18 protein-coding genes and 1 riboswitch are annotated in these 22,892 nt (G+C 64.0%); of the genes, 9 read left to right on the forward strand and 9 right to left on the reverse strand.

The genetic code is table 11. The annotated features are described in order from the left end of the window. Positions 1-20 precede the first annotated feature (20 nt). Both EO156_RS04795 and EO156_RS04800 read left to right on the forward strand, forming a co-directional pair. Positions 21-1,382, forward strand: a complete 1,362-nt coding sequence (locus EO156_RS04795; protein ID WP_016849238.1) for an MFS transporter — start codon at positions 21-23, stop codon at positions 1,380-1,382. Positions 1,383-1,562: 180 nt separating this feature from the next. After that, positions 1,563-1,916 (forward strand): DUF1304 domain-containing protein, encoded by a 354-nt coding sequence (locus EO156_RS04800; RefSeq protein WP_016849239.1) that lies wholly within the window; start codon positions 1,563-1,565, stop codon positions 1,914-1,916. A gap of 318 nt (positions 1,917-2,234) precedes the next feature. Here EO156_RS04800 and EO156_RS04805 read toward each other — a convergent pair whose 3' ends face one another. Both EO156_RS04805 and EO156_RS04810 read right to left on the reverse strand, forming a co-directional pair. After that, entirely contained in the window at positions 2,235-4,709 is a 2,475-nt protein-coding gene (locus tag EO156_RS04805; RefSeq protein ID WP_005919044.1) for an acyl-CoA dehydrogenase, read from the reverse strand. Next, a complete protein-coding gene (locus tag EO156_RS04810) occupies positions 4,706-5,629 on the reverse strand; it encodes an alpha/beta hydrolase (RefSeq protein ID WP_016849240.1) in 924 nt (307 codons plus the stop codon). Before EO156_RS04810 ends, EO156_RS04805 begins: the two co-directional genes overlap by 4 nt. A 136-nt stretch (positions 5,630-5,765) precedes the next feature. Between EO156_RS04810 and EO156_RS04815 the strand changes: the two genes are divergently transcribed. After that, a complete protein-coding gene (locus EO156_RS04815) occupies positions 5,766-6,374 on the forward strand; it encodes a TetR/AcrR family transcriptional regulator (RefSeq protein WP_003482399.1) in 609 nt (202 codons plus the stop codon). A 111-nt stretch (positions 6,375-6,485) separates the two neighbouring features. Here the strand turns inward: EO156_RS04815 and EO156_RS04820 are convergent, their stop codons facing one another. From EO156_RS04820 to EO156_RS04830, 3 genes are all read right to left on the reverse strand, one after another. Continuing rightward, positions 6,486-9,335 carry a TonB-dependent receptor gene (locus tag EO156_RS04820; protein ID WP_016849241.1) on the reverse strand — a complete coding sequence of 950 codons (2,850 nt, stop codon included), beginning with the start codon at positions 9,333-9,335 and terminating at the stop codon, positions 6,486-6,488. A gap of 243 nt (positions 9,336-9,578) precedes the next feature. Continuing rightward, positions 9,579-10,412, reverse strand: coding sequence for a hypothetical protein (locus tag EO156_RS04825; protein WP_003482392.1), 834 nt, complete (start codon positions 10,410-10,412; stop codon positions 9,579-9,581). Between the two features lie 154 nt (positions 10,413-10,566). Next, a complete protein-coding gene (locus EO156_RS04830; protein ID WP_005916944.1) occupies positions 10,567-11,457 on the reverse strand; it encodes an Hsp33 family molecular chaperone HslO in 891 nt (296 codons plus the stop codon). A gap of 74 nt (positions 11,458-11,531) precedes the next feature. On the opposite strand from EO156_RS04830, the gene mtgA reads away from it, so the two are divergent. From mtgA to EO156_RS04845, 3 genes are read left to right on the forward strand one after another with little or no spacing between them, the layout of a single operon-like run. Beyond that, positions 11,532-12,272 (forward strand): monofunctional biosynthetic peptidoglycan transglycosylase, encoded by a 741-nt coding sequence (gene mtgA, locus EO156_RS04835; RefSeq protein WP_016849242.1) that lies wholly within the window; start codon positions 11,532-11,534, stop codon positions 12,270-12,272. A gap of 2 nt (positions 12,273-12,274) precedes the next feature. After that, positions 12,275-13,321 carry a glycosyltransferase family 2 protein gene (locus tag EO156_RS04840; RefSeq protein WP_005916950.1) on the forward strand — a complete coding sequence of 349 codons (1,047 nt, stop codon included), beginning with the start codon at positions 12,275-12,277 and terminating at the stop codon, positions 13,319-13,321. Further along, complete coding sequence (locus EO156_RS04845) at positions 13,281-13,709, forward strand: CBS domain-containing protein (protein ID WP_003482381.1); 429 nt, start codon at positions 13,281-13,283, stop codon at positions 13,707-13,709. Before EO156_RS04840 ends, EO156_RS04845 begins: the two co-directional genes overlap by 41 nt. Before the next feature lie 12 nt (positions 13,710-13,721). On the opposite strand, the gene EO156_RS04850 is transcribed toward EO156_RS04845, so the two are convergent. From EO156_RS04850 to EO156_RS04865, 4 genes are all read right to left on the reverse strand, one after another. Further along, positions 13,722-15,677, reverse strand: a complete 1,956-nt coding sequence (locus EO156_RS04850; protein WP_016849243.1) for an AsmA family protein — start codon at positions 15,675-15,677, stop codon at positions 13,722-13,724. A gap of 58 nt (positions 15,678-15,735) precedes the next feature. Beyond that, complete coding sequence (locus tag EO156_RS04855) at positions 15,736-16,380, reverse strand: hemolysin III family protein (RefSeq protein WP_003482378.1); 645 nt, start codon at positions 16,378-16,380, stop codon at positions 15,736-15,738. Positions 16,381-16,455: 75 nt separating this feature from the next. Further along, a complete protein-coding gene (locus EO156_RS04860; protein WP_003482377.1) occupies positions 16,456-18,060 on the reverse strand; it encodes a peptide chain release factor 3 in 1,605 nt (534 codons plus the stop codon). A gap of 137 nt (positions 18,061-18,197) precedes the next feature. Next, entirely contained in the window at positions 18,198-19,103 is a 906-nt protein-coding gene (locus EO156_RS04865; protein WP_016849244.1) for a M23 family metallopeptidase, read from the reverse strand. Positions 19,104-19,230: 127 nt separating this feature from the next. Then, positions 19,231-19,351, forward strand: a riboswitch (SAM riboswitch). 70 nt (positions 19,352-19,421) lie between these two features. Between EO156_RS04865 and EO156_RS04870 the strand changes: the two genes are divergently transcribed. Genes EO156_RS04870 through EO156_RS04880 form a run of 3 tightly spaced genes read left to right on the forward strand, consistent with a single transcriptional unit; the run spans position 19,422 to position 22,752 of the window. Continuing rightward, positions 19,422-20,453 (forward strand): homoserine O-succinyltransferase, encoded by a 1,032-nt coding sequence (locus EO156_RS04870; protein ID WP_011051997.1) that lies wholly within the window; start codon positions 19,422-19,424, stop codon positions 20,451-20,453. Then, complete coding sequence (locus EO156_RS04875) at positions 20,450-21,667, forward strand: O-succinylhomoserine (thiol)-lyase (protein ID WP_016849246.1); 1,218 nt, start codon at positions 20,450-20,452, stop codon at positions 21,665-21,667. The genes EO156_RS04870 and EO156_RS04875 overlap by 4 nt, the downstream gene beginning before the upstream one ends. Further along, positions 21,664-22,752, forward strand: coding sequence for a homoserine dehydrogenase (locus EO156_RS04880; protein ID WP_016849247.1), 1,089 nt, complete (start codon positions 21,664-21,666; stop codon positions 22,750-22,752). Before EO156_RS04875 ends, EO156_RS04880 begins: the two co-directional genes overlap by 4 nt. Positions 22,753-22,892: the final 140 nt, after the last annotated feature.

Raw genomic sequence — 22,892 nt, forward strand, 5'->3', positions numbered from 1 at the left:
GTGCGAGCGGCCGTTACCTCATGACCAGCCCCTCTGCGCCGCGATCTGCGGCTGGCCGTTTGCGCGCGGCAATGCGTAGCTCGCCGCCACTGGCGTGGTCGTTTCTTTACTTCTTTTGTCTGCTCAGCGGTTACTACGTGTTGCGTCCGGTGCGCGAAGCGATGGGTGCCTCGGCCGATGTAGAGGCACTCTTTCCCACTGGCATGATCGCGTTCTTCGCCGCGCACGGTGTGCCGCTGAAGGACTTCACGCTGCAGGTGCTGTTTACCTGCACCTTCCTGATCATGGTGCTGCTGCAACCGGTCTACGGCGCTCTGGTCAGCCGTTATCCGCGGCGGGTGTTCCTGCCGGGGGTGTACGGCTTCTTCATCGCGACCCTGCTGCTGTTCTATGTGCTGTTCGACAGCGGCGTGCCGGGCCGTGGCATGGCGTTCTTTTTGTGGGTGACCGTCTTCAACCTGTTTGCGGTGGCGGTGTTCTGGAGTTTCATGGCCGATGTCTTCAGCAATGCCCAAGCGCGTAGTTACTACGGCTATATCGGCGCGGCAGGCACGCTGGGCGCGTTTCTGGGCCCGGTCCTGACGCGCGTACTGGTCGAACGTATCGGCATCGCGCATCTGATGTTGGTGTCGGCCGGGTTTTTGGCGGTCTGCGTGGTTTGCGTGCTGCGCCTGCGGCTGTGGGCCGTTGCGCGCGAACAGGAGGGCCAGCTCAGTTCTGGCGAAGTGCCAATGGGCGGCGATGTACTCGGCGGCCTCAAGCTGATCGTGCGTGAACCGCTGTTGCGCTGGCTGGCCTTCATGGTGTTGTTCGGCGTGGGCGTGGGGACCTTGCTCTACAACGAGCAGGCGGCGCTGGTGCGGCGGCTTTACACCGATGCAGCGGCGGCCACCGCCTATTACTCCAGCATCGACCTGGCGATCAATGCGCTGGCGCTGGTGCTGCAGCTGCTGGTGACGCGCGCGTTGCTGTCGCGCTTTGGCATCGCGCCGGCGTTGTTGATCCCGGGCGTTGCAATCGTGCTGGGCTACGCGGCTTTGGCGGCGTCGCCGTTGCCGATGATGATTGCGATCGTGCAGGTGATTACCCGCTCCAGCGAATTCGCACTGGCCAAGCCTGCGCGCGAAACGCTGTACACGCGGGTAAATCGCGAGTGGCGCTACAAGGCTGGCGCCGCCATCGACACGGTGGTCTATCGCGGTGGCGATCTCACCTTCGTTTGGGTGCACAAGCTGGTCTCCGCGTTCGGCTCCAGCGCGGTGTTCGGCGTCGGCCTGCTCGTGGCGACCGGCATGACGGTCGGCGCGTTCGGCCTGTTGCGCCAAGCGCGCAAGCTACCCGCCGAGCGCGACGTGGAGACGGACAAGCGCGTTTCCGAGTAAGCACCGCCACAGCACACGTGGCAGATGCAGCTTGGCGCTTGGCATCGACCACGCAGACGGACTGCTTCTCACTCTGGCAGCGCCAGAAGCGCACTCACCAGCTCGGTAGTGCAGGTGTGCCGAACAGAGCGACCGCAATCGCGGCTATGCTGGCGGCACCATTTGTCGAGGCGGTCTGCCATGTCCCTGTTCGCCATCGTTGCCGGCGTGTGCATCGCACTGCTGCACGCCTACATCCTGGTATTGGAAATGGTGCTGTGGACGCATCCGCTGGGCTTGAAGACCTTCCGCAATAGCCTTGAGAGGGCGCAGGCCACCCGCGTGCTGGCGGCCAACCAGGGGCTCTACAACGGCTTCCTTGCCGCGGGCCTGCTCTGGGGCGCACTGGCCGCTCGACCCGACGTGCTGAGCTTCTTCCTGGTCTGCGTGGTTGTGGCAGGTTGCTACGGCGCCTACAGCGTCAATCGCCGCATCTTCTTCGTGCAGGCGCTGCCGGCGCTGATCGCCTTGGCGCTGGTGTGGTTGCCGTTCTGATCCAGCTGCGGCAGCTGTTCGCTGCACGCAGGTTCGCCGCACGCAGGAGTGGGGCATGGCTGCGATGCGCTCTTGTTCTGTAGCCTCAGCGCCTGGCTATTGCCAGCGTGTGACGTGCGCGACTCTGCCACGCGTTCGCCCCTGGCACGTGCTCATTCGATAGCCGGCCAACAGATTGCGCCGCCGGTGCATGCGTTCTGCCGCGAAGACCGCAGCCGATGAAGCTGCGGGCAGCATGCTGGTGACAAGACCCCATCTCCACAAACAACCACGGCGGGCCGAAGCCCGCCGTGGTCTATTCTCGCCCCAGCTTATGCCTTACGCGGCTTCGCGTGGCTGTTGCACCTGCGGCTTGTCGTAGAAGCTGGCCGCACGCAATTCATGCGGATCGAAGTCGTCCACGGTGATGGTGTCCATCATGATCTCGCGCAGCTCCTCCAGCAGTTTGCGCTCTTCCATGCTGATCACGCCTTCGGCCACGGCTTCGTCCAGCTGCGCCGGGAAATCCAGCGCTTCGATGCCCTTGGTCTTGAGCGCCTTCAGGAACTTGCGCTCCACCGGTTCGGCCATCACCGCCTTGGTCAGGTAGCTGGCGATACGGCCGCCCGGATTGTTGGCGCACGGCGTGAGGAACACGCCCTTGGCCAGACGGTCGCGCGCCTCGTTGGGCGTCATCAACAGCGAAGCCACACGATGGCCGAGGCGGTCGCCAGGCGCTTCGGCGCGACGGCCCAACGGGAAGATCAGCACCCACATCAACCAGCCCACCGGGCGGATCGGGAAGTTGCGCAGCGCCGCCGACAGCGCGGTTTCGATCTTGTGCACGCTGTCGTGGAAGGCCCAGGCCAGCAGCGGCTGGTCGCTCGCCGGTGCGCCCTCGTCGTGATAACGCTTGAGGATCGCGCTGGTCATGTAGATATGGCTCAGCACATCGCCCAAGCGACCGGACAGCGACTCCTTGAACTTCAACTTGCCGCCCAGCATCAGCATCGAGACGTCGGCCATCAAGGCCAGGTTGGCCGAATAGCGATCCAGCTTGCGGAAGAACCGACGGGTATACGCATCGCCCGGCGCCGCACCGAGACGCGCACCGGTCAGGCCGAACCAGAACGAGCGCACCGCGTTGGAAATGCCGAAGCGGATATGACCGAACAGGCTCTGGTCGAACTGCTCCAGACCACGACGGGTATCGGGATCCTGCGCGGCCTGCATTTCCTTCAACACCCACGGATGGCACAGGATGGCGCCCTGGCCGAAGATCAGCAGGCTGCGGGTCATGATGTTGGCGCCTTCCACGGTCACGCCGATCGGCGCGGCCTGCCAGGCGCGGCCGGCGAAGTTGCGGGGCCCCAGGATGATGCCCTTGCCGCCGATCACGTCCATCATGTCGCTGACCACTTCGCGGCCCATGGTGGTGCAGTGGTACTTGGCAATCGCCGACGGCACCGACGGTACATCGCCGCGATCCACCGCTGCGGCCGTGGCCTGCGACAGCGCACTGATCGCATAGGCCTTGCCGCCGATACGGGCCAGCGCTTCTTCCACGCCCTCGAAACGGCCGACCGACAGGCCGAATTGCTTGCGGATACGCGCATACGCACCGGTGACCACCGCCGCGGCCTTGCTGCCGCCGCTAGCAGTGGAGGGCAGGGTGATCGAACGGCCAACAGCCAGACACTCGTTGAGCATGTTCCAGCCCTTGCCGACCATCTCCACGCCACCGATCAGCTGGCTCAGCGGGATGAACACCTCTTCGCCATGGATCGGGCCGTTCTGGAACGGCGAATTCAACGGGAAATGGCGGCGGCCGATTTCCACGCCCGGGGTTTCGCGCGGCAGCAGCGCCAGGGTGATGCCGATGTCCTTCTTGTCGCCAATCAGACCATCCGGATCGTAGGCGCGGAACGCCAGGCCGATCAGCGAGGCGACCGGTGCCAGGGTGATGTAGCGCTTGTCGAAGGTGAGCTTGACGCCCAGCACGTTGGCGCCATTCCACTCGCCCTTGCAAACGATGCCGTAATCCGGAATCGAGGTGGCATCGGAGCCGGCGAACGGACCGGTCAGGCCGAAGCACGGCACTTCCGCACCGACCGCCAGCCGCGGCAGGTAGTAGTCCTTCTGTTCGGGGGTGCCGTAATGCAGCAGCAGCTCACCGGGGCCGAGCGAGTTGGGCACGCCGACGGTGGAGCTGACCACGCTGGAGATCGAGGACAGCTTCTGGATCACCTTGTGGTGCGCCAGCGCGCTGAAACCCAGGCCGCCATACTGCTTGGGAATGATCATGCCGAAGAACTTGTTCTTCTTGATGAAGTCCCACAGCTCCGGCGGCAGGTCGGCGTGGACGTGGGTGATTTCCCAGTCGTTGATCATCTTGCATAGCTCTTCCACCGGGCCATCCAGGAAGGCCTGCTCTTCGGCGGTGAGTTGCGGCTTGGGATAGTTCAACAGCTTCTGCCAATCCGGATCGCCGGTGAACAGCTCGCCTTCGAAACCGACCGAGCCGGTTTCCAGTGCGATGCGCTCGGTCTGCGACAGCGGCGGCAGCACCTTGCGGAAGAAGCCCATCAGTGGCGTGGTCAGCAGCGGCTTGCGCAGGAACGGCAGCAGCACTGGTGCGGAGATCAGCACCACCAGCGCGGCGGCCACGATGGTGGCGGTGAGATTGGCACCCAGCAGCCAGCACGCCACCAGCACACAGGCGCTGATCGCAACCCACGTGGCAAGGCGCATCCGGTGATAGGCAGCGATACCCGCCGCCAGGATGACGAGGAGGAACGGTGCAATGATGCTCATGGTCTTGCTCCAGTGACATGCTCGGTAGTGTTGGACGCTGCGATGGTGCAAGCCGCCGGCAGTGCGTCCAGATAATGCAACACGGTGGCGGTAAACGTGGTGTTGTCGTCGCCTGCCAGCATGTGCGTGGCATGGGGCAGATGCACATGCTGCGCATGCGGCGCGATGGAGAGGAATTCGGCGATGTTGGCTGGCGTCACCAGATCGCTGCGTCCGCCGCTGATGAGCAGCATCGGGCAACGCACCTGTGCTGCCGCCTCCAGCAATGCATGCTGCTGGAGTTGGGCATCCTGGCCGGCCAGTTCGTCGACCAGGCGTGGATCCCAGTGCCAGCGCCAACGCCCATCGGCACGCTGCCGCAGCAATGCCTGCAGTTGGCCCGGCGTCTTGCGCGGCCGATGCGGCAGGTAGACGGCAATCGCATCGGCAGCCGCATCCAGCGATACAAAACCGTCCGGATGCGCGGTCATGAAGCGCAGGATGCGCTCCACACCCGTGGTATCCCAGCGTGGTGTGATGTCGACCAGCACGATGGCACGAAACAGGCCCGGCCACCGCGCTTCGGCCAGTAGCCCGAACAAGCCCCCCATCGACGCAGCAACCAGCACTGGCGGCTCGGGCTGCTCGCCGGCCAGCACGATCAGATCGTCGGTGAACTGCGTTGCCGAGTAGGGAAGGCCCACCGCATTGGCGCTGGAATCGCCATGCCCGCGCGCGTCGTACGACAAGGTGCGGTAGCCCCTGTCAGCCAGCGTCGTGGCGGTCGCTTCCCAGGCATGTCGGGTCTGTCCAAAACCATGCGCGAATACTACCGACGGCGCGTGTTCGCTACCCCGCATCGACACCGCAAGCACTGCATCGCCAGCGTTGACGCTGGACACGGACGCAGCGGAGGCAAGGCTAGCGGGCGAGATGACCATACTTAATGGTATGGATGCACGATGACTGCTGTCAATACTCAATCGTATGGACGGTTAGGCCACGGAATCATGGCGCTGATATGTCAATTTCGTGATGCATACTGCAACTGACACAAGCGTATGGTTAAATCGCGGCATGAACGACACCATCGACTCCAGCCTCACCACGCCCCGCGCCAGTTCCGGTCGCGGCAATCGCCTCAGCGCGGACGATTGGGCACAGGCCGCGCTCGACCTGATCGCCGAACAAGGTGTGGGCGCGGTTGCAGTCGAGCCACTGGCGCGCCGGCTCGGCGTCACCAAAGGCAGCTTTTACTGGCACTTCCCCTCGCGCGATGCCCTGCTGCAGGCCGCCCTCGAGCGCTGGGAAATCTTCGAGCAAAAGGAAGTGTTCGGCAGCCTGGAAGACGTGCCCGACCCCAGCGCCCGCTTGCGCGCCTTGTTCCAGCTGGTTGCCCACGAAGTCAAACCGCACGTCATCTACAGCGAACTACTCAAGGCACTCGATCACCCGGCCGTACGCCCGGTCATCGACCGCGTTTCGCAACGTCGCCTCGATTACCTCATCGCCTCGTTCCGCCAGGCCGGCCTTACCCGTACCGATGCCCAGCACCGTGCCCGCCTGGCCTACGCCGCCTATGTCGGCTTCCTGCAACTCTCACTGCAATTGCAACAGCCCAAGCCGGCCCGGGAAGATTTCGAAGCCTACGTCGAGCATGTGATCCAGACGTTGATTCCGGGGTGAGCCATTGGGCGTGCGTGGCAGCGCCGGCGAATATCTGAAAGTGAGGGCACGAAAAGGCCGCGATTCTTTCGAATCGCGGCCTTTTGATTACTGACTTTTCTAAACCAATTATCAGAACTTCTGGGTATAGCGCATGTAATAGAAGCGACCCGGGATTTCGTACTGCGAATCAAAGCTATTGGCAAATGCCGTAGCTGACTGCGGCGGATCGCGATCGAAGGCATTGTTCACGCCAATCGTCACGCGTGCATTCCACGGAGCCTTCCAGTACGCAGCCAGATCAGTGTAGGTGACGCTGGGAACGTGGTTGCGCGGAGCGGCGCCAGCACTGGTTACACGATTCGGATCCGAGCACAGCAGTGCAACGTTTGCCGGAGTCGAGACGTTGGCGCCGGTGCAGTTTTCGACCTGTGAGCTGTAATAGCGCATGGATGCCGAACCGCCGACATCGCCCAGTTCCCAGTTGAGCATCAGGTTGGAACGGATGCGCCAGTTATTGTCACGCGCCGAACCACCGCGATACAGGCCAACACGGGTTTCCGGATCCTGCAGCGGCTTTTCGACCACGAACTTGCTCATGTAGGTCGAATCCCAAACCACGCTGAAGCTACCCCATGCGGTGTCCGGCAGGCGATAGCCCACAGTCAGGTCGTAACCTTCTGCTTCAATCTTGGCAATGTTGTTCGGCACTGCCAGCAGATTCGAGACCTCGCCAGTTGGCTCGCGCTGGATCAGCGAGCATGCATTGGCGATACCTGCTAGGTAGCAGCTATCCAGGGTTTCCTGCACTGTCTGCGTATCGATCGCGTCTTCGATCTCGATGTTCCACCAGTCCAGCGAGATATCCAGGCCGGTTACCCAGCCCGGGCTGTAGACGAAGCCTAACGTCTTGGACGTCGAGGTTTCCGGCTGCAGATTCGGATTGCCGCCGGTGGCGGTACGCACCTGCGGATTGGCCTGAGCGTAAGCGGGCACTGCGCCGCACGAACCCGGGCGGGTGGCGTTGACGGAGCCATCGCTGAACGAGCCTGCGCAAGGATCGCGCACGTCTTCGAAGGTATCGCTCACGCCCTGGAACAGCTCGCTGATCGATGGAGCGCGGAAGCCTTGCGACCAGTTACCACGGATCATCAAGTCGGTGATCGGCTTCCAGCGGAAACCGAACTTGCTGTTGGTGGTATCGCCAAAGTTGCTGTAGTCCGAATAACGCGTTGCCAGGCTGAAGTCGAGCAGCTGAGCGCCCGGCAGATCTGCCAACAGGGGTACCGCGAACTCGATGTACGCTTCATCCAGCTTGTATCCGCCATTGGTCGCGGTACGCGCATTGCCGGTGGTGTCGCCCGAGTTGATTAGTGCGTCCGGATCGTCGAAACCGGATTCTTCACGGTGTTCGGCGCCTAGCGAGAAGGCGAGCGCGCCGCCTTGCAGATCGAACAATTCGCCGCCGATATTGCCGAAATAAGTCTTCTGCTCATATCCGTAAAGGTCATGCGCATTGAAGCCGGCATAGTTCAGCATTTCCGGGGTGAGCGACCCGGGTCCATGGAGCATATCCATGGGCACGCAGCCGTCGATCGTATTGGCTGCAGTGCCGCAGCGCGCGACGCCACCAGCATCGACAAACGACGGGCCAAGTGCATTGCGCAGTGCGGAGATGTTGAACAGACCAGTGGTGCGATCGGTCTGGTCGTTCTTGCCGTAGAACATACCGGCTTCCCAGTTGAAGAAGCGCTGACCAACCTCGAAGTCGCCTTCGAACGCGCCGCTGAAACCGAACGTTTTGACGTTCTGGGTAAAGATGCGGCCGCCGGTCTCTTCGGCGCGGTACTGGATGTAGTCGATGTTACGGCCAGTATTGTTGTAGATGTTGTTGGCCGAAATGACGATGTCCGCGCCGTTTGTACCAGGTGCGGAACGACCCAACACGATCGGCATCGGCGCCAGGATCTGGCTCGACTCACGCTCGTTGTAGGTCACTGTGGTCTTGAAGCGCACGTTGTCGGTGATGGACAGGCCGGCGTCGGCGAAGACCGACTTACGCTCCTGCGGAGTCACCAGATAATTGGCTGGCGCAAAGTTGTAGCTGTCGGCAGCGGTGTAGTTGCGCGAGGTGGTACCGCCGTTATTGGTGATCGAGAAGCCCGGCGTGCCGTTGAAGCGCGTTGCACCGAAGGTCGGGGTGCCGTTGGCACTCGTGCCGGTCTGCCCGAAGATGCCGAAACGACCGCCAGGAATCGTTGTGCTGTTACCGGTGCCGGCGACGGCACCGAACACTGGTACAGCCGAAATTTCGCGATCGCCAGCCCAAACCGGCTCTTCCTTCACATAACCCACGCCTAATGTGGCGTGCCAGCGCTCACCGGTGGAGCCGATGGTGAAGTCATACGACTCGCGGCTACCGTCGCCCTTGTCGTATTGACCGTAGTAAGCGTTCGCTTCGGCGCCGTCGAAGTTCTGGCGCAGGATGATGTTGACAACGCCCGCAATCGCGTCCGAACCATAGATGGTCGAGGCGCCGTCCTTCAGGACTTCGATGCGCTCTACAGCAGCAGTCGGAATCGTGTTGAGGTCGACTGCGCCGCCTAGGCCCGTGCCCCCAACCCAGCGGCGACCATTGACCAGCACCAGGGTGCGGTTGGAGCCGAGGTTACGCAGGTTGACGCGGGTTTCGCCGTTGCCGCCGTTGTTGACGTTGCTATTGAGTGCTGAACCGCCGGAGCTGATGTTCTGGATCACATCGCCGATCGAGGTCAAGCCCTGCGACTCGATCTGCTGACGGCTCATGCTGAAAACCGGCTGCGATGTTTCGACGTCGGCGCGCTTAATACGCGAACCCGTCACCTCGATCTTGTCGAGATTCGTAGTGCCGGCTTCCTGGGCGATGGCGGTGCCGGTACCGCCCACACCCACGACGAGCGCGAGGACAACTGCATCGCGCAGCTTGTTGGACTTGCAATTCATTAGCTCTCTCTCCAAGTGATCTTGGGTACTGCCAAGGGTTGTTTTGCCTGCCGGGGGTTCCGAAAAAAGCGGATCCAAAACGTCAGGGTGAACCGATGGTATATGCGTTGCGAGAGAAATTAAAGTCCCGTTAACGAAAAAGAAGAAGGTTGTGAAAGTGGCAGCCTGGCGCTCTATCCACAACGAAAAACGCCACCGACTGTGGGCCGGTGGCGTCTAGATAAATGCTTTGGAATCAGTTGGTTACAGGTCTTGCTCGTATCGAACGTACGGAACCGTACCGTCGCTGTTGCTCTCGTTGCTTGGCGCGAACGGGTTCTTGCCGCGGGAAATGACGTTCTCGGCGCCAACGGTGAGCTGGCCGCTCCAGGGAGTGCGCCAGGTCAGGCCCAGGCCCAGGCCTTCCCATTTTTCGGGCTGGCCGGGGACGTCGACAACACGGCCGATGACATTTGCGCTGAAAGCGCCATAGCCGCCGCCAACGCTCAAGGTCTTGCTGTCCCACTGATCGGCAATGGCCGGGGACACGTCGGCCAGCGGCACCAGGCGTGCGCGCGCATACGTGCCGCCAATCGAGACAAAGCCTTCGCGACCGATGTTCTTCTGCCCAAAGACGGTGAGATCGTTTTGCTCGACACGCGTCAACGGGGCCTTGCCGGCACCGATCAGCCAGGCGGGCAGGGTGTCGCGGCCGGTGCCGGCGGTGACGCCAACCCGGCCACCGCCGCGATTGAAGCCCAGCGTGCCGGACACGCGGCGCGAGGCAGCCGCGCTGTCTTCTTCGTCATCGCCGATGCCTGCAAGCAGGCAATGGCTGGCAAGACCGCTGATATTGGTGCCGCGGCTGCTGTTGCAGAGCAGGCCAAGCGAGTCGCCGGAGCTCAGGCCGAACGCGGCATCGAGCGAGTTGCGACCGAAATGCCAGCGCGCACCGGCTTTCTGCTCGCCGGTCGGCTCCAGGTACAGAAAGGCTTCCACCTTGCCGCTGCCCTTGTTCCACACCGGCAGGATGGTGCTTTCGCGCAACTGCTGCGCCGACTGCGCGTGCACGCCTGTGGCCGCCGCAAGGGCAACCATCAAAGCTAGCGGGAGGCGCAGTAGATATCGCATACCAGAGGTCAGACCCAGGGGCAGTTGTTAAGTTCCCGAGAGCGGGCAAGTAGGATGCTAGGGTGTTTATGATTATTTAACAAGTGGTCGCGTCCCCCCAAGAACGCAACCGTCATCCTATCTATTGCAACCTTTCTGGCGCTTCCTGCGAGGGCTGCGCCGCGTTGAAAAGTACGTCCAGCGCGGTCAACGGAAAGTGATACTCACGGCCGCAGAATTCGCAACGCACCTCGACTTCGCCCGTTGCCTCGGCGGCCGCGCGCGCCTCTTCCTCGCCTAGCGATTGCAGCATCGAGGCGACCCGCTCGCGCGAACAGGAGCAGCCGAAGCTGAGCGGTTTGCTGCCGAGCAACTGCGGCTCTTCCTCGTGGAACAGACGGTGCAGCAGGTCCTGGCCGGCGACCGAGAGCAGCTCCGGTGCGCCCAGGGTGTCGAACAGGGCGCCAATCCGGGTCCAGCCATCGGTGTCGCCTTCGTCGCCGGGGAGCTTCTGCAACAGCAGGCCGGCGGCCTGATCCGGGCCAGCGGCCAGCAGCAAGCGCGTCGGCAACTGTTCGGACTGCTGGAAATAGGTTTCGAACGCTTCGGCCAGGTCTGGTGCCTGCATGCCGACCAGACTCTGGTAGCGCTGCGGCTCGCGCGGATCCAGGCCGGGGTTCTCGATGGTGATCGCCAGCAGCGCGGCCTCGCCCAGTTCGCGCAGGTCGGTCGGCGCATCCGCGCCCTCGGCCAACTGCACGATGCCGCGCAAGGTGCCGGCCGCGGTGCATTCGGCAAACAGGGTGCGCAGGATGTCGTTGCCGCGCAGTTGCACCGACAGGCGCCCGTCGACCTTGGTGTGGCCGGTGAACAGTGCAGCGGCCACCGCAGCTTCGCCGAGCAGTTGGCGCGCGGCGGGCGGATACTCGGCGGCACCCTGGATGTCGTGCCAGGCCCTGGTCAGGCGCACATGGACGCCGCGCACGCCAGCGGCGGGCAGCAGGAAACGGGAAAGCTGATCGTGATCGGTCATGGAAACATCGGGCGTAAGGGACGCTGGTTGCCGGATAATGCGGCAGGCATCGGGATTGAAGGTCGTAGCGAACAATGGGGACGGATGCATGGGATGGCAAGCAGGCGGCGCCACCGCGGCGCGCGCGGCGCTGGTTGCGCTGGCTGATGGCGGCACCGCTGCTGTTTGCAGCGGCGAGCGTGCTGCAGGTGCTGATCTTGCGGGTGGTCGATCCGCCGATCAGCAGCATGATGGCGGGGCGTTACCTGGAAGCCTGGGGCGAGGGCGACTGGAGCTTTTCGCTGCATCGGCAGTGGCGTGATTACGACAAGATCGCCGCAAGCCTGCCGATTTCGGTGGTGGCCGCGGAGGATCAGCAGTTTCCGATGCACCATGGTTTCGATCTACAGGCGATCGAGAAGGCGCGCGATCACAATGCCCGCGGTGGACGCGTGCGCGGCGCCAGCACCATCAGCCAGCAGGTCGCCAAGAATGTGTTCCTGTGGCAGGGGCGCAGCTGGGTGCGCAAGGGCCTGGAAGCCTGGTACACGGTGTTGATCGAGCTGTTCTGGCCGAAGCAACGCATCCTGGAGATGTATCTCAACGTGGCCGAATTCGGCGACGGGGTGTATGGCGCGCAAGCGGCTGCGCAGCAGTTCTGGAGCAAGGATGCGGCAGGCTTGTCGCCGAACGAATCGGCACGCCTGGCGGCGGTGTTGCCATCTCCACGGCGCTATGACGCGCGTCGTCCGGGCGCATTCGTGCAGCGACGTGCGGGGTGGATCCAGCGGCAGGCGCGCCAGTTGGGCGGCCCTGCCTATCTGCAGGCGCCCTGACGGTGAGCGCCATCGACACTGCCCAGGTGCCGGTTGCGTCCGAACGCCTGACGGTGCTCATCGCGGCCTTCAATGAAGAAACCAGCATCCCCCTGCTGCATCCGCGCCTGTGCGCGGTGTTGGCGCAGCTGCCTGCACTGCAGACGCACGTGCTGTATGTCGACGACGGCAGCACCGATGGCACCTGGGAGGTGTTGCATGCGCTGACCGAGGCGGATGCGCAGGTGAGTGCGGTGCGGCTGTCGCGTAATTTCGGCAAGGAAGTGGCGATTTCTGCCGGACTGGACCATGTGCTGCCGGGGGCTGTGGTGTTGCTCGATGCCGATGGCCAGGATCCACCGGAACTGATCCCGGAATTCGTTGCGTTGTGGCGTGGCGGCTACGACAACATCTTCGGTACGCGGGTCATTCGCGAGGGCGAGAGTTGGCTCAAACGTAGCGCTGCGCATGCGTTTTATCGTGTGATAAGGCGCTTGTCGCGCACCCCGATTCCTGCCGATACCGGTGATTTCCGCTTGCTGTCGCCACGTGTCGTGCAAGCCTTGCAGCAGCTGCGCGAACGCCACCGTTTCATGAAGGGGCTCTTCGGTTGGGTCGGGTTTCGCCAGGTGGCGCTGCCGTATCGGCGTGAGCCGCGTCTGTCCGGACACAGCAAGTTCACGGTCTGGCGGCTGTGGAATTTCGCACTCGATGGCATTACCAGTTTTTCCACGGTGCCGCTGCGCGCGGCCACGTATCTGGGCCTGCTTACCGCGCTGCTGGCATTCCTGTTCGGTGCCTGGGTCGTCATCAAGGCTGCGCTGGTGGGCGACCCCGTGGCCGGTTGGCCGACGCTGATGTCGGTGATCCTGTTTCTGGGCGGCGTTCAGCTGATTGCTCTGGGCCTGATTGGCGAATACCTGGGCCGCTTGTACGACGAGGCCAAGCAGCGCCCGTTGTATCTGGTCGATACCCACCGCGGCGCGGTAGGAGTAGGCTGCGATCACCAGAGCAAGCGCGGAGCGGGCCATGCAGACCGTACGACAGCTGTTGGGGACCAAGCAGGTTGAGGTATTTGCCGTTGCCGCCGATGCCGCGGTGATCGAGGCGATTCGCCTGATGGCCGAGAAGGCCATCGGCGCGGTCTTGGTGATGGAAGGGCCGCGCTTGGTCGGCATCGTCTCCGAGCGCGATTACGCGCGCAAGGTGGTACTGCGCGATCGCTCGTCTTCCACGACCAGCGTCGCGCAGATCATGAGCGCCGAGGTGGTGACAGTGTCGCCGTCGGAGACGGTGGAGCGCTGCATGCAACTGATGACCGACGGACGCTTTCGCCATCTGCCGGTGGTCGAGAACGGCCGCGTGCAAGGCGTGATTTCGATTGGCGACCTGGTCAAGGCAGTGATCGAAGCGCAGCAACAAGATATCGACCAGCTGCAGCGCTACATCGCCAGCTGACGCTGCGCTGCATTACTGCGCGTATTTGCCGCCGCAATCGCTGTCTTTGCCCGGGCCCGGTTCGAAGGTCGCCAGCAGGGCAGCCGGTGGTGCGATGCTGCCGAGTGCGACCGCGATCGCGCCGCGCACGCCTAGCGCCTTGAAGTCGGGGCGGAAGCTTGGGTCCTTAAAAGTGCCGCCGATCCGCAACGGCGAGCGCAGGCTGAGGATGCTGCGATCTTTCGGGCGCGGGCGCAGCAGCAGATCGAGTGTTTCGTTCTTGAGGCTGATGTTGCCTTCGCCGACGATGATCGTGTCGGTGCTATCGAAAGCCAGTGCTCGCGACTGCATCAGCCCGTCCTGTACGCCGAAGTCGCCGAAGATGCAGCGCACGGGAATCTGGCGGTCCTTGGTGAGCAGGTATTTCAGCGATTCGGCGATGTCCAGGCCGGCCAGCTCCATGATCAGGTTGCCGACATGGCCGCGGCCCATGCCGACGCCGATGCTGCCATCGGCGCTGCCGAGCATCGCGGCGATGGAGTTGCCGCGGCCACGCAGATCCAGCTCGCCGCCGATCGCCCCCGAGGCCTGCTTGGCGAGCGTGGCATCGGGAAACAGCTGATCCAGACGAATGCCGCGAATGCTCGCCTTCAGTTGGGTGGTGATGACTGCTTTGCGCGCGTCCATGCCGATGGTGGAGCGAATGTCGCCGCCGGCGACGCCGAAGTTCAATGGATCCAGCCGCAGCAGGCCCTCCTTCAACGTCAACGAGGCGTCCATGTCGTCCAGTGGCCAGGACGGTGCGTTGATGCGCTGCGCGCGCCAACGCACCTGCGCGTCCATTGCGCGCAATTTGGACAGGTCGTACGGCGTTGTCGGCAGAATGCGCGCACTGGCGGCAAGCTGCGCTGCCTGCTTTTTCTGCTCGGCGTTTGCCGATTCGTTGTTTCCGGTCTTGGGCGGCGCGCCAACGAAACCGCCCAGGTCGTCGAAATCCAGTCGTTTGGAAGCCAGGTCTGCGCGCAGGAACGGGCGCTTGTTGCGCAGGTCGATTTCTGCAGTGCCGGAAAGATCGCTGTCGCCGGCAGTGCCGGTGAACTTTTCATAGCGCCAGACATCGCCATCGCGGCGCAAGCGGCCGTCCAGCTTGTAAGGGGGCGTAGATGGCATCGCAACGCCGATCAGCGGATAGAGGTCTTCCATATCCTGGCCGCTGAGCGCCATCTGCAGGTCGAACACCCGGAACTGAAATGGATTGGTCAACGTGCCGCGCACATGCGTCCGCGTGGCGCCCGCGCTGCCGCGCAGATCGATGCGGAAAGGATGTTCGCTTTGGCTCAATTCCAGCGGCGAGGCGGTGTTGCCCTTGAGCGAGAATGGATAGCCTTTCCAGCGGCCCTCACCGTCGATGCCGATCGGTGCGGCGCGCTGGTCGCTGCTGGGCGGTGCCAGGCTGTTGATGGCCACATCCACATCCGAGCGGGTGGCATCGTCGATATATTGCAGCCGCCCGTTGGTAACCAACAGGCGGCCCAGGCGCGGCATGCTGCCGTCGCCATCGCTCTGGTCGAAGACCCAGTTACCGGGATGGCTGTCGTTGCCGGCTTCCAGCAACAGCGTGGGGTGCTCCAGCCGGATCTCCGGCAACCGCAGCTTGCCGCCCAGCAGTGGCCAGAATTCGACATCGATCTCTGCCGCATTCAGTTCTGCCATTGCGCCGCGCTTGGACCATGATGCATTGCCCAGGCTCAATCGCTCGCCACGCACCGTGGTGATGCGGCCCAGATCGACATCCAGATGACCGAGATGAAATTCGCGCCCGGTCTTCGCACTGACTGCGCGTTCGACCGGCCCGCGTAACCAGTTCCAGTCGAACAGCAGGACGAAGATCGCCACGAGCGCAGCAACGATGCCGAGCCCGATCCACCAGCGGCGACGGCGCGATACGCGGGCGGGCGAAGCAGCGGGAGAGGAGGGCACGTTATTCACGTGCGCAATGGTTGGCGATGGCTCGTGCACGGCGCGCGAACGCGCTGTCGGTCACAGATCACATCACCTGCGCAATCACCGCAACGAAGTGGCAAGCGCTACCGGCGAGCACGAACAGATGCCAGATGGCGTGGAAGTAACGCTGGGTATCGCGTTGATAGAAATACGTGCCCAAGGTGTAGAAGAGCCCGCCAGCCAGCAGCCAGCACAGCGACCAGGTGTCGACAGAGCGCAGCAGCGGCTCGATGGCCACGATGATCAGCCAGCCCATCGCCAGATACAGCACCGTCGAGAGCAATCGAAAGCGACCTGTAAAAAACAGTTTGAAGATCACCCCGGCGGCGGCGATCGTCCAGATGGCGGCGAACAATCCCCAGCCCCACGGGCCGCGTAGATTGATCAACGTAAACGGTGTGTAGGTGCCGGCGATCAGCAGATAGATCGCGCAATGATCGAGCACCTGCAGGCGCGCCTTGGCGCCCGGATGCGGAATGGCATGGAACAGCGTGGAGGCGACGTAGAGCAATACCAGCGTGGCACTGAACACGATGGCGGTGGCCAGTTGCCAGCCATCGCCATAGATGGCGGCCAGCGTGATCAGCACCGAACCACCGGCCAGTGCGGCAATCGCCCCCAGGCCGTGCGTGACGGCGCTGGCGATTTCGTCGCGCAGGTCGGTCGAGGGGGAGGCGTCTGCGTTCATGCCAAAAAGGTACCGCAATTGCGAGCAATTCGCATCGCCAGCGGTCCCGCACGCTTGCTGCAGGTCACGCGCAGGTCAATCGACCGCCTTGACATGCGCATGTTCGCGGGTGGCCGAGAAGCGCACATCCGGCGCGCGTTCCTGCGCCAGCTGCAGATTCACGCGGGTCGGTGCCAGGTACACCAGCTCGCCGGCCGCGTCGATGCCCAGGTTGCCGGCATTTTTCTCGCGGAATTCTTCCAGCTTCTTGGGGTTGTCGCAGTGCACCCAGCGTGCAGTGGTGACGCTCACCGGCTCGAAGATCGCATCCACGCCGTATTCGTCCTTGAGCCGATACGCGACCACGTCGAACTGCAGTACACCGACCGCGCCCAGGATCAGGTCGTTGCTCATCAACGGGCGGAAGAATTGCGTGGCGCCTTCTTCGGACAGCTGCGCAAGACCCTTCTGCAATTGCTTGAGTTTGAGCGGATCGCGCAGGCGCGCGCGGCGGAACAGTTCCGGCGCGAAGTTGGGAATGCCGGTGAACGACAGCGATTCGCCTTCGGTGAAGGTGTCGCCGATGGAAATGGTGCCGTGGTTGTGGATGCCGATGACATCGCCCGGCCACGCTTCTGCGGCGATCTCGCGATCGGACGCCATGAAGGTCAGTGCGTTGGCCAATTTGACGTCCTTGCCGCTGCGCACATGCAGCGTCTTCATGCCGGCAGTGAACTTGCCAGAGCAAACGCGCATGAAGGCCACGCGGTCGCGATGCTGCGGATCCATGTTGGCCTGGATCTTGAAAACGAAGCCGCTCAGTTTGGCTTCGGTCGGCTCCACGCGGCGGCCGGTGGTCTCACGCGTCTGCGGCGGCGGTGCGTGTTCGACGAAGAAATCCAGCAACGGTTGCACGCCGAAATTGTTGACACCCGAACCGAAGAACACCGGGGTCTGTTGGCCCGCGCGGTACGCGTCAAGATCGAACGGGTTGCTGGCACCTTGCACCAGTTCCAGCTCCTCGCGCAGCTCGGCCAGCATCTGCTCGCCGATCTTTTCGACCAGGCCGGGCGCATCCAGCGAGGGGAAGATGGTGGAATCCTGACGGGTGAAATTGCGCCCCTGTTCGTACAGATGCACTTCGCCGGAGATCAGGTGCACCACGCCCTTGAGGCGCTGGCCCATGCCGATCGGCCAGGTGACCGGCGCGCACTGGATGCCGAGCACGGTTTCCACTTCATCCAACAGATCGATCGGGTTCTTGCCTTCGCGATCGAGCTTGTTGATGAAGGTCATGATGGGGGTGTCGCGCAGCCGGCAGACTTCCATCAGTTTGATGGTGCGTTCTTCCACGCCCTTGGCCACGTCGATGACCATCAGCGCCGAGTCCACCGCGGTGAGCACGCGATAGGTGTCCTCGCCGAAGTCGGCGTGGCCGGGCGTGTCGAGCAGGTTGACGATCTTGCCCTCGTACGGAAACTGCATGACCGAGGAGGTCACCGAGATGCCGCGCTCTTTTTCCAGCGCCATCCAGTCCGATGTGGCATGGCGTGCGGCCTTGCGGCCCTTCACCGAGCCGGCCATCTGGATCGCGCCGCCGAACAGCAACAGTTTTTCGGTCAGCGTGGTCTTGCCGGCATCGGGGTGGGAAATGATGGCGAAGGTGCGGCGGCGCGCGGCTTCGTTGGAGACTTCGGACATGGGCGGGGCGCGCCCGGTCGGACGCCTGCGGAAACTGAGGAAGCCGACGATTATAGCGGCTTCGCTGCGGCACGCTTTTGTGGAAGGCGCGGGCGCCGTGCGATTCGGGCGGCGCACGTCTGTCGGCCCGGCGACGGTCAAGGCGCCGGCGAAGGAAAATGCAGTTCGCCCTGCGGGCCGAGCATGCGGAACGGCAGCGAGAGCAACTGCATGCCGGCATTGCGCTGGATCGCGAAATGCAGGTGCGGCGCGGTGCTGAAGCCGGTATTGCCTGAGGTGCCAAGCCGCTCGCCGGTGCGCACCGCCTGGCCCGGTCGCACGGCCACGCCATTGGGCGCCAAGTGGGCGTACAGGGCCATGCTGCCGTCGGCATGCAGGACGCGCACCAGGTTGCCGCCGCCAGCGGTGGGGTCGTTCGGGGTGCTGCCGAGGACATCGCGCTGCACTTGCATGACCACGCCCTCGCGCGCTGCGAGCACCGGCGTGCCCTGCGGCATGGCGAAGTCCACCGCATACCAGTTGGGCGGGTCGGCATGGCTGAACTGCCCGCCAAAGCCCTGCGCCACCTGCACCGGCACGTTGTGGAATGGCAATTGATAACGCACCGGCTGCGGGGCGGCCCCCGGATTGCCCGGCACCACCTCGAGCGTGAGCCCGAAACCGCCCAGGGTGCGCTGGTTGCTGGCCGGATACAGCCGGGTCACAAGGCGGCGCTCATGTGCGGCCAACTCAAGCGTCAGCGGTAACTGCGGCACGGCGCGGTAATCCTCGCTGGGCGGCGCGCTCAGGCGCAGTTGCGCAGGCCCGGCCAGCGGATTGGTGACCCAGGCCAGGTACACCGGTGCCTGCCACTCCAGTTGCAGCGAGGCGCCACTGCCTGAGGCTGCCATCGCCGACGGTGCGCCAGGTGTCTGGGACGAAGGCGTTGCGGCGGCAGGCCACTGCCAACGCTGCTGCGCGTGTACCGCAGGGACCCAGGCCGGCAGCAAAACGCATGCCGCGATCAGGGTGGGCAGGGCCGTGCGAGACACTTGGTAGGGCACGCCATCGACTCGAGCAAGGGGGCGCAAGTATGCGGCCCCGCATCGACCGCAGTGGTATCGGATGAAAATATATCTTTCCATCCGCATGAAGAGATTGACATCGCAAAAATCCGGTGGCATCTTAGTCTCACCATCGAGACCGGCGGAGGGACAGGCCCTTTGATGCCGGGGCAGCCAGCGGAGCGCGCAAGCGTCCGCGTTTGGTGCCAAATCCTGCGGGGACCTCCGCGTCCGCCGAAAGATGGTTCGAATCGTGCCTTGCGCACGTCGAACGCGAGCTCCGCGAAGCTCGATGGCCGATCCACCCTGGATACCGCCATGAGCCTCGTGAATACTGCATCGCCGTCTACCAACGATTTCGTTGACACCCCCGCCAGCAGCGACGACGGCATCACTGCCGTGCGCGGCGAACTTGTCATCGCCCTGCCGATGCGCCATGCCGGCATGCGCGAGCTGCGGCTGCGCTATGAACTGATCGGCGCCGCCAATGCGCCGGTGGTGTTCGTGGCCGGCGGGATTTCCGCACACCGCCATCTGGCCGCCAGCAACCTGTTCCCCGAGAAGGGCTGGGTGGATGGGCTGGTGGGCAGTGGCCGCGCGCTGGATCCGGCATCGCGCCGCCTGCTGGCATTCGATTTTCTCGGTGCCGACGGCATCCTGGACGCGCCGATCGATACCGCCGATCAGGCCGATGCGATTGCCGCCTTGCTGGATGCGCTGGGCATCGGGCGCTTGCACGGTTTTGTCGGCTATTCCTACGGTGCGTTGGTGGGCTTGCAATTCGCAATTCGCCACGAGGCCCGTGTCGGCACCCTGGTCGCGGTGAGCGGCGCACACCGCGCGCACCCGTACGCCGCGGCCTGGCGTGCCCTGCAACGTCGCGCGGTGGCGCTGGGCCAGCTGCAGTGCGCGGAGCAGCATGGCCTGGCGCTGGCGCGTCAGTTCGCCATGCTCAGCTACCGCACGCCGGAAGAATTCAGCGAGCGCTTCGATGCGCCCCCGGAAGTGATCAATGGCCGGGTGCGTGTGGCCGCTGAAGACTATCTGGACGCCGCTGGCGCGCAGTATGTGGCGCGCACGCCGGTGAACGCATATCTGCGCCTGTCCGAATCCATCGACCTGCATCGCATCGACCCCGCGCAAGTGCGCGTGCCTACCGTCGTGGTGGCGGTGGAGGGCGACCGCCTGGTGCCGCTGGCCGACATGGTCAGCCTGGTCGAAGGTCTTGGCCCGCGCGGCAGCCTGCGCGTGTTGCGCTCGCCGTACGGGCACGACGCCTTCCTGAAAGAAATCGATCGCATCGACGCAATCCTCACTACCGCCCTTCGCAGCACCGGAGAAACCCCATGAGCTTTCGTGACCCCGCCGACACCCCCTGTACTGCTGCCACTGCCGCCGTGCGTGCCGGTATCGATCGCGACACCGCCTACGGTGCGGTGACCCCGCCGATCGTGCTGTCGTCGAATTTCTCGTTCGATGGTTTCGGCAACAAGCGCCAGTACGACTACACCCGCAGCGGTAATCCGACCCGCGACCTGTTAGGCGAAGCGCTGGCCGAACTGGAAGGCGGCGCGGGCGGCGTGATCACCTCCACCGGCATGGGTGCGATCAATCTGGTGCTCAACGCAGTGCTGCAGCCCGGCGATACGCTGGTGGTGCCGCACGATGCGTACGGCGGCAGCTGGCGCCTGTTCAATGCGTTGGCCAAGAAGGGCCACTTCGCGCTGGTCACCGCTGACTTGACCGATCCGCGCTCGCTGGCCGATGCATTGGCGCAGTCGCCCAAACTGGTGCTGATCGAAACACCGTCCAACCCGCTGCTGCGCATCACCGATCTGCGCTTCGTCATCGAAGCTGCAAAGAAGGTCGGCGCACTGACGGTGGTGGACAACACCTTCTTGTCGCCGGCATTGCAGAAGCCGCTGGATTTCGGTGCCGATCTGGTCCTGCATTCCACCACCAAATACATCAACGGCCATAGCGATGTGGTGGGCGGTGCGGTGGTGGCACGCGATGCCCAGCTGCATCAGCAACTGGTGTGGTGGGCCAATGCGTTGGGCCTGACCGGCTCGCCGTTCGATGCCTTCCTCACCTTGCGCGGTCTGCGCACGCTTGATGCCCGGCTGCGCGTGCATCAGGAAAACGCCGATGCGATCGCCGCGCTGCTGGATGGACATGCGGCGGTGAATCAGGTGTATTTCCCGGGTCTGGCCTCGCATCCGGGCCACGCACTGGCCGCGCGCCAGCAGAAGGGCTTCGGGGCGATGATGAGTTTCGAACTGGAAGGCGGCGAAGCGGCCGTGCGTGCGTTCGTCGATGGCTTGCGTTACTTCACCCTGGCCGAATCGTTGGGCGGCGTGGAAAGCCTGATCGCGCATCCGGCCTCGATGACGCACGCGGCAATGACCGCCGAAGCGCGTGCGGCAGCCGGCATTTCCGATGGCTTGCTGCGCTTGTCGATCGGGATCGAATCGGCCGAAGATCTGCTGGCCGATCTGCGCGCCGGTCTGGCCCGTGCCGAAGCGACCCTGACTAACGCCAGCCGCAAACAGGTCGACGCGTGAGCAATGTCCTGCCCGTTTCGCGCCGCGCTCCGGTCGCTGCAGTGACGCCGACGCCGCGGCTGGCCTTGCTGGGGACCGGCACCGTGGGGCGCGCTTTCGTGACGCGCTACACCGCGCTGCAGCAGCGCCAACTACGCTTGCCGCGCTTCGATTGGCTGGCCAATTCACGTGTTGCGCAGGATTGTGGCGTCAGCGCCGAGCAGGCCCTGCAGCACGCCAATGCGGCGCCGCGCGGGCAGACGGTCTTGCAGCCGTGGGTAGAAACCACCGCGCTGCGTGCCGGCGATGTGCTGGTGGATGCGACTGCCAGCGATGTCGTTGCCGATTGGCATGTCGAATGGTTGCAGCGCGGCGTGCATGTGGTGACCGCCAACAAACTGGGCCAGGGCACCGCGTTGTCGCGTGCACAGGCGCTGCACGCGGCCCGCCATGCCAGCGGCGCGTATTATGGCGATAGCGCCACTGTGGGCGCGGGACTGCCGGTGCTGAGCAGCGTGCGCGCCTTGGTCGCCGGTGGGGACCGCATTCATTCGATCGAAGGCGTGTTGTCCGGATCGTTGGCGTGGCTGTTTCATCGTTACGACGGCAGTGGCGCGTTTTCCGCCTGCGTGCGGGAAGCGATGGCGGCTGGTTATACCGAGCCGGATCCACGCATCGATCTCTCTGGAGAGGATGTGCGGCGCAAGCTGCTGATCCTGGCGCGTGCCGCGGGGTGGCAGCTGGAGGCCGAGCAGGTGCATGTGGAATCGCTGGTGCCTGCCACTGTTGCCAGGCTGCCGCTTGCTGAGCTGGATGCGCAGTTGGGCGCGCTGGATGCGGTGGTGGGGACGCGTTGGCAACAGGCGCGTGCGGCAGGGCGTTGCCTGCGCTTTGTCGGCCGTGTGGACGCGCATGGAGCGAGCGTGGGCTTGCGCGAACTGGCGCTGGATCACCCGTTGGCAGGCGGTGCCGGGACCGATAATCGGGTGGCGATCAGCAGCGACCGCTATCGCGCGCAGCCGCTGCTGATCCAGGGACCAGGCGCCGGAGCCGAAGTGACTGCAGCGGCGCTGCTGGATGATGTGCTGCGGATTGTGGCCGGCTGATGACGCGACCGAGCTGACTCCGGTGCGTTGCCGTGCGCGATCGACGCTGCGCGTGCAGACGCGCTGGAACCTCGGATGTGCGGGCTCCAGGCGGCCGATCGTTGGATCCAGGCGTGGTCGCAAGATGATCGGATGCCGGA

The organism is Xanthomonas sp. DAR33341 (assembly GCF_003992815.1).
Classification (GTDB): Bacteria; Pseudomonadota; Gammaproteobacteria; order Xanthomonadales; family Xanthomonadaceae; genus Xanthomonas; species Xanthomonas cissicola.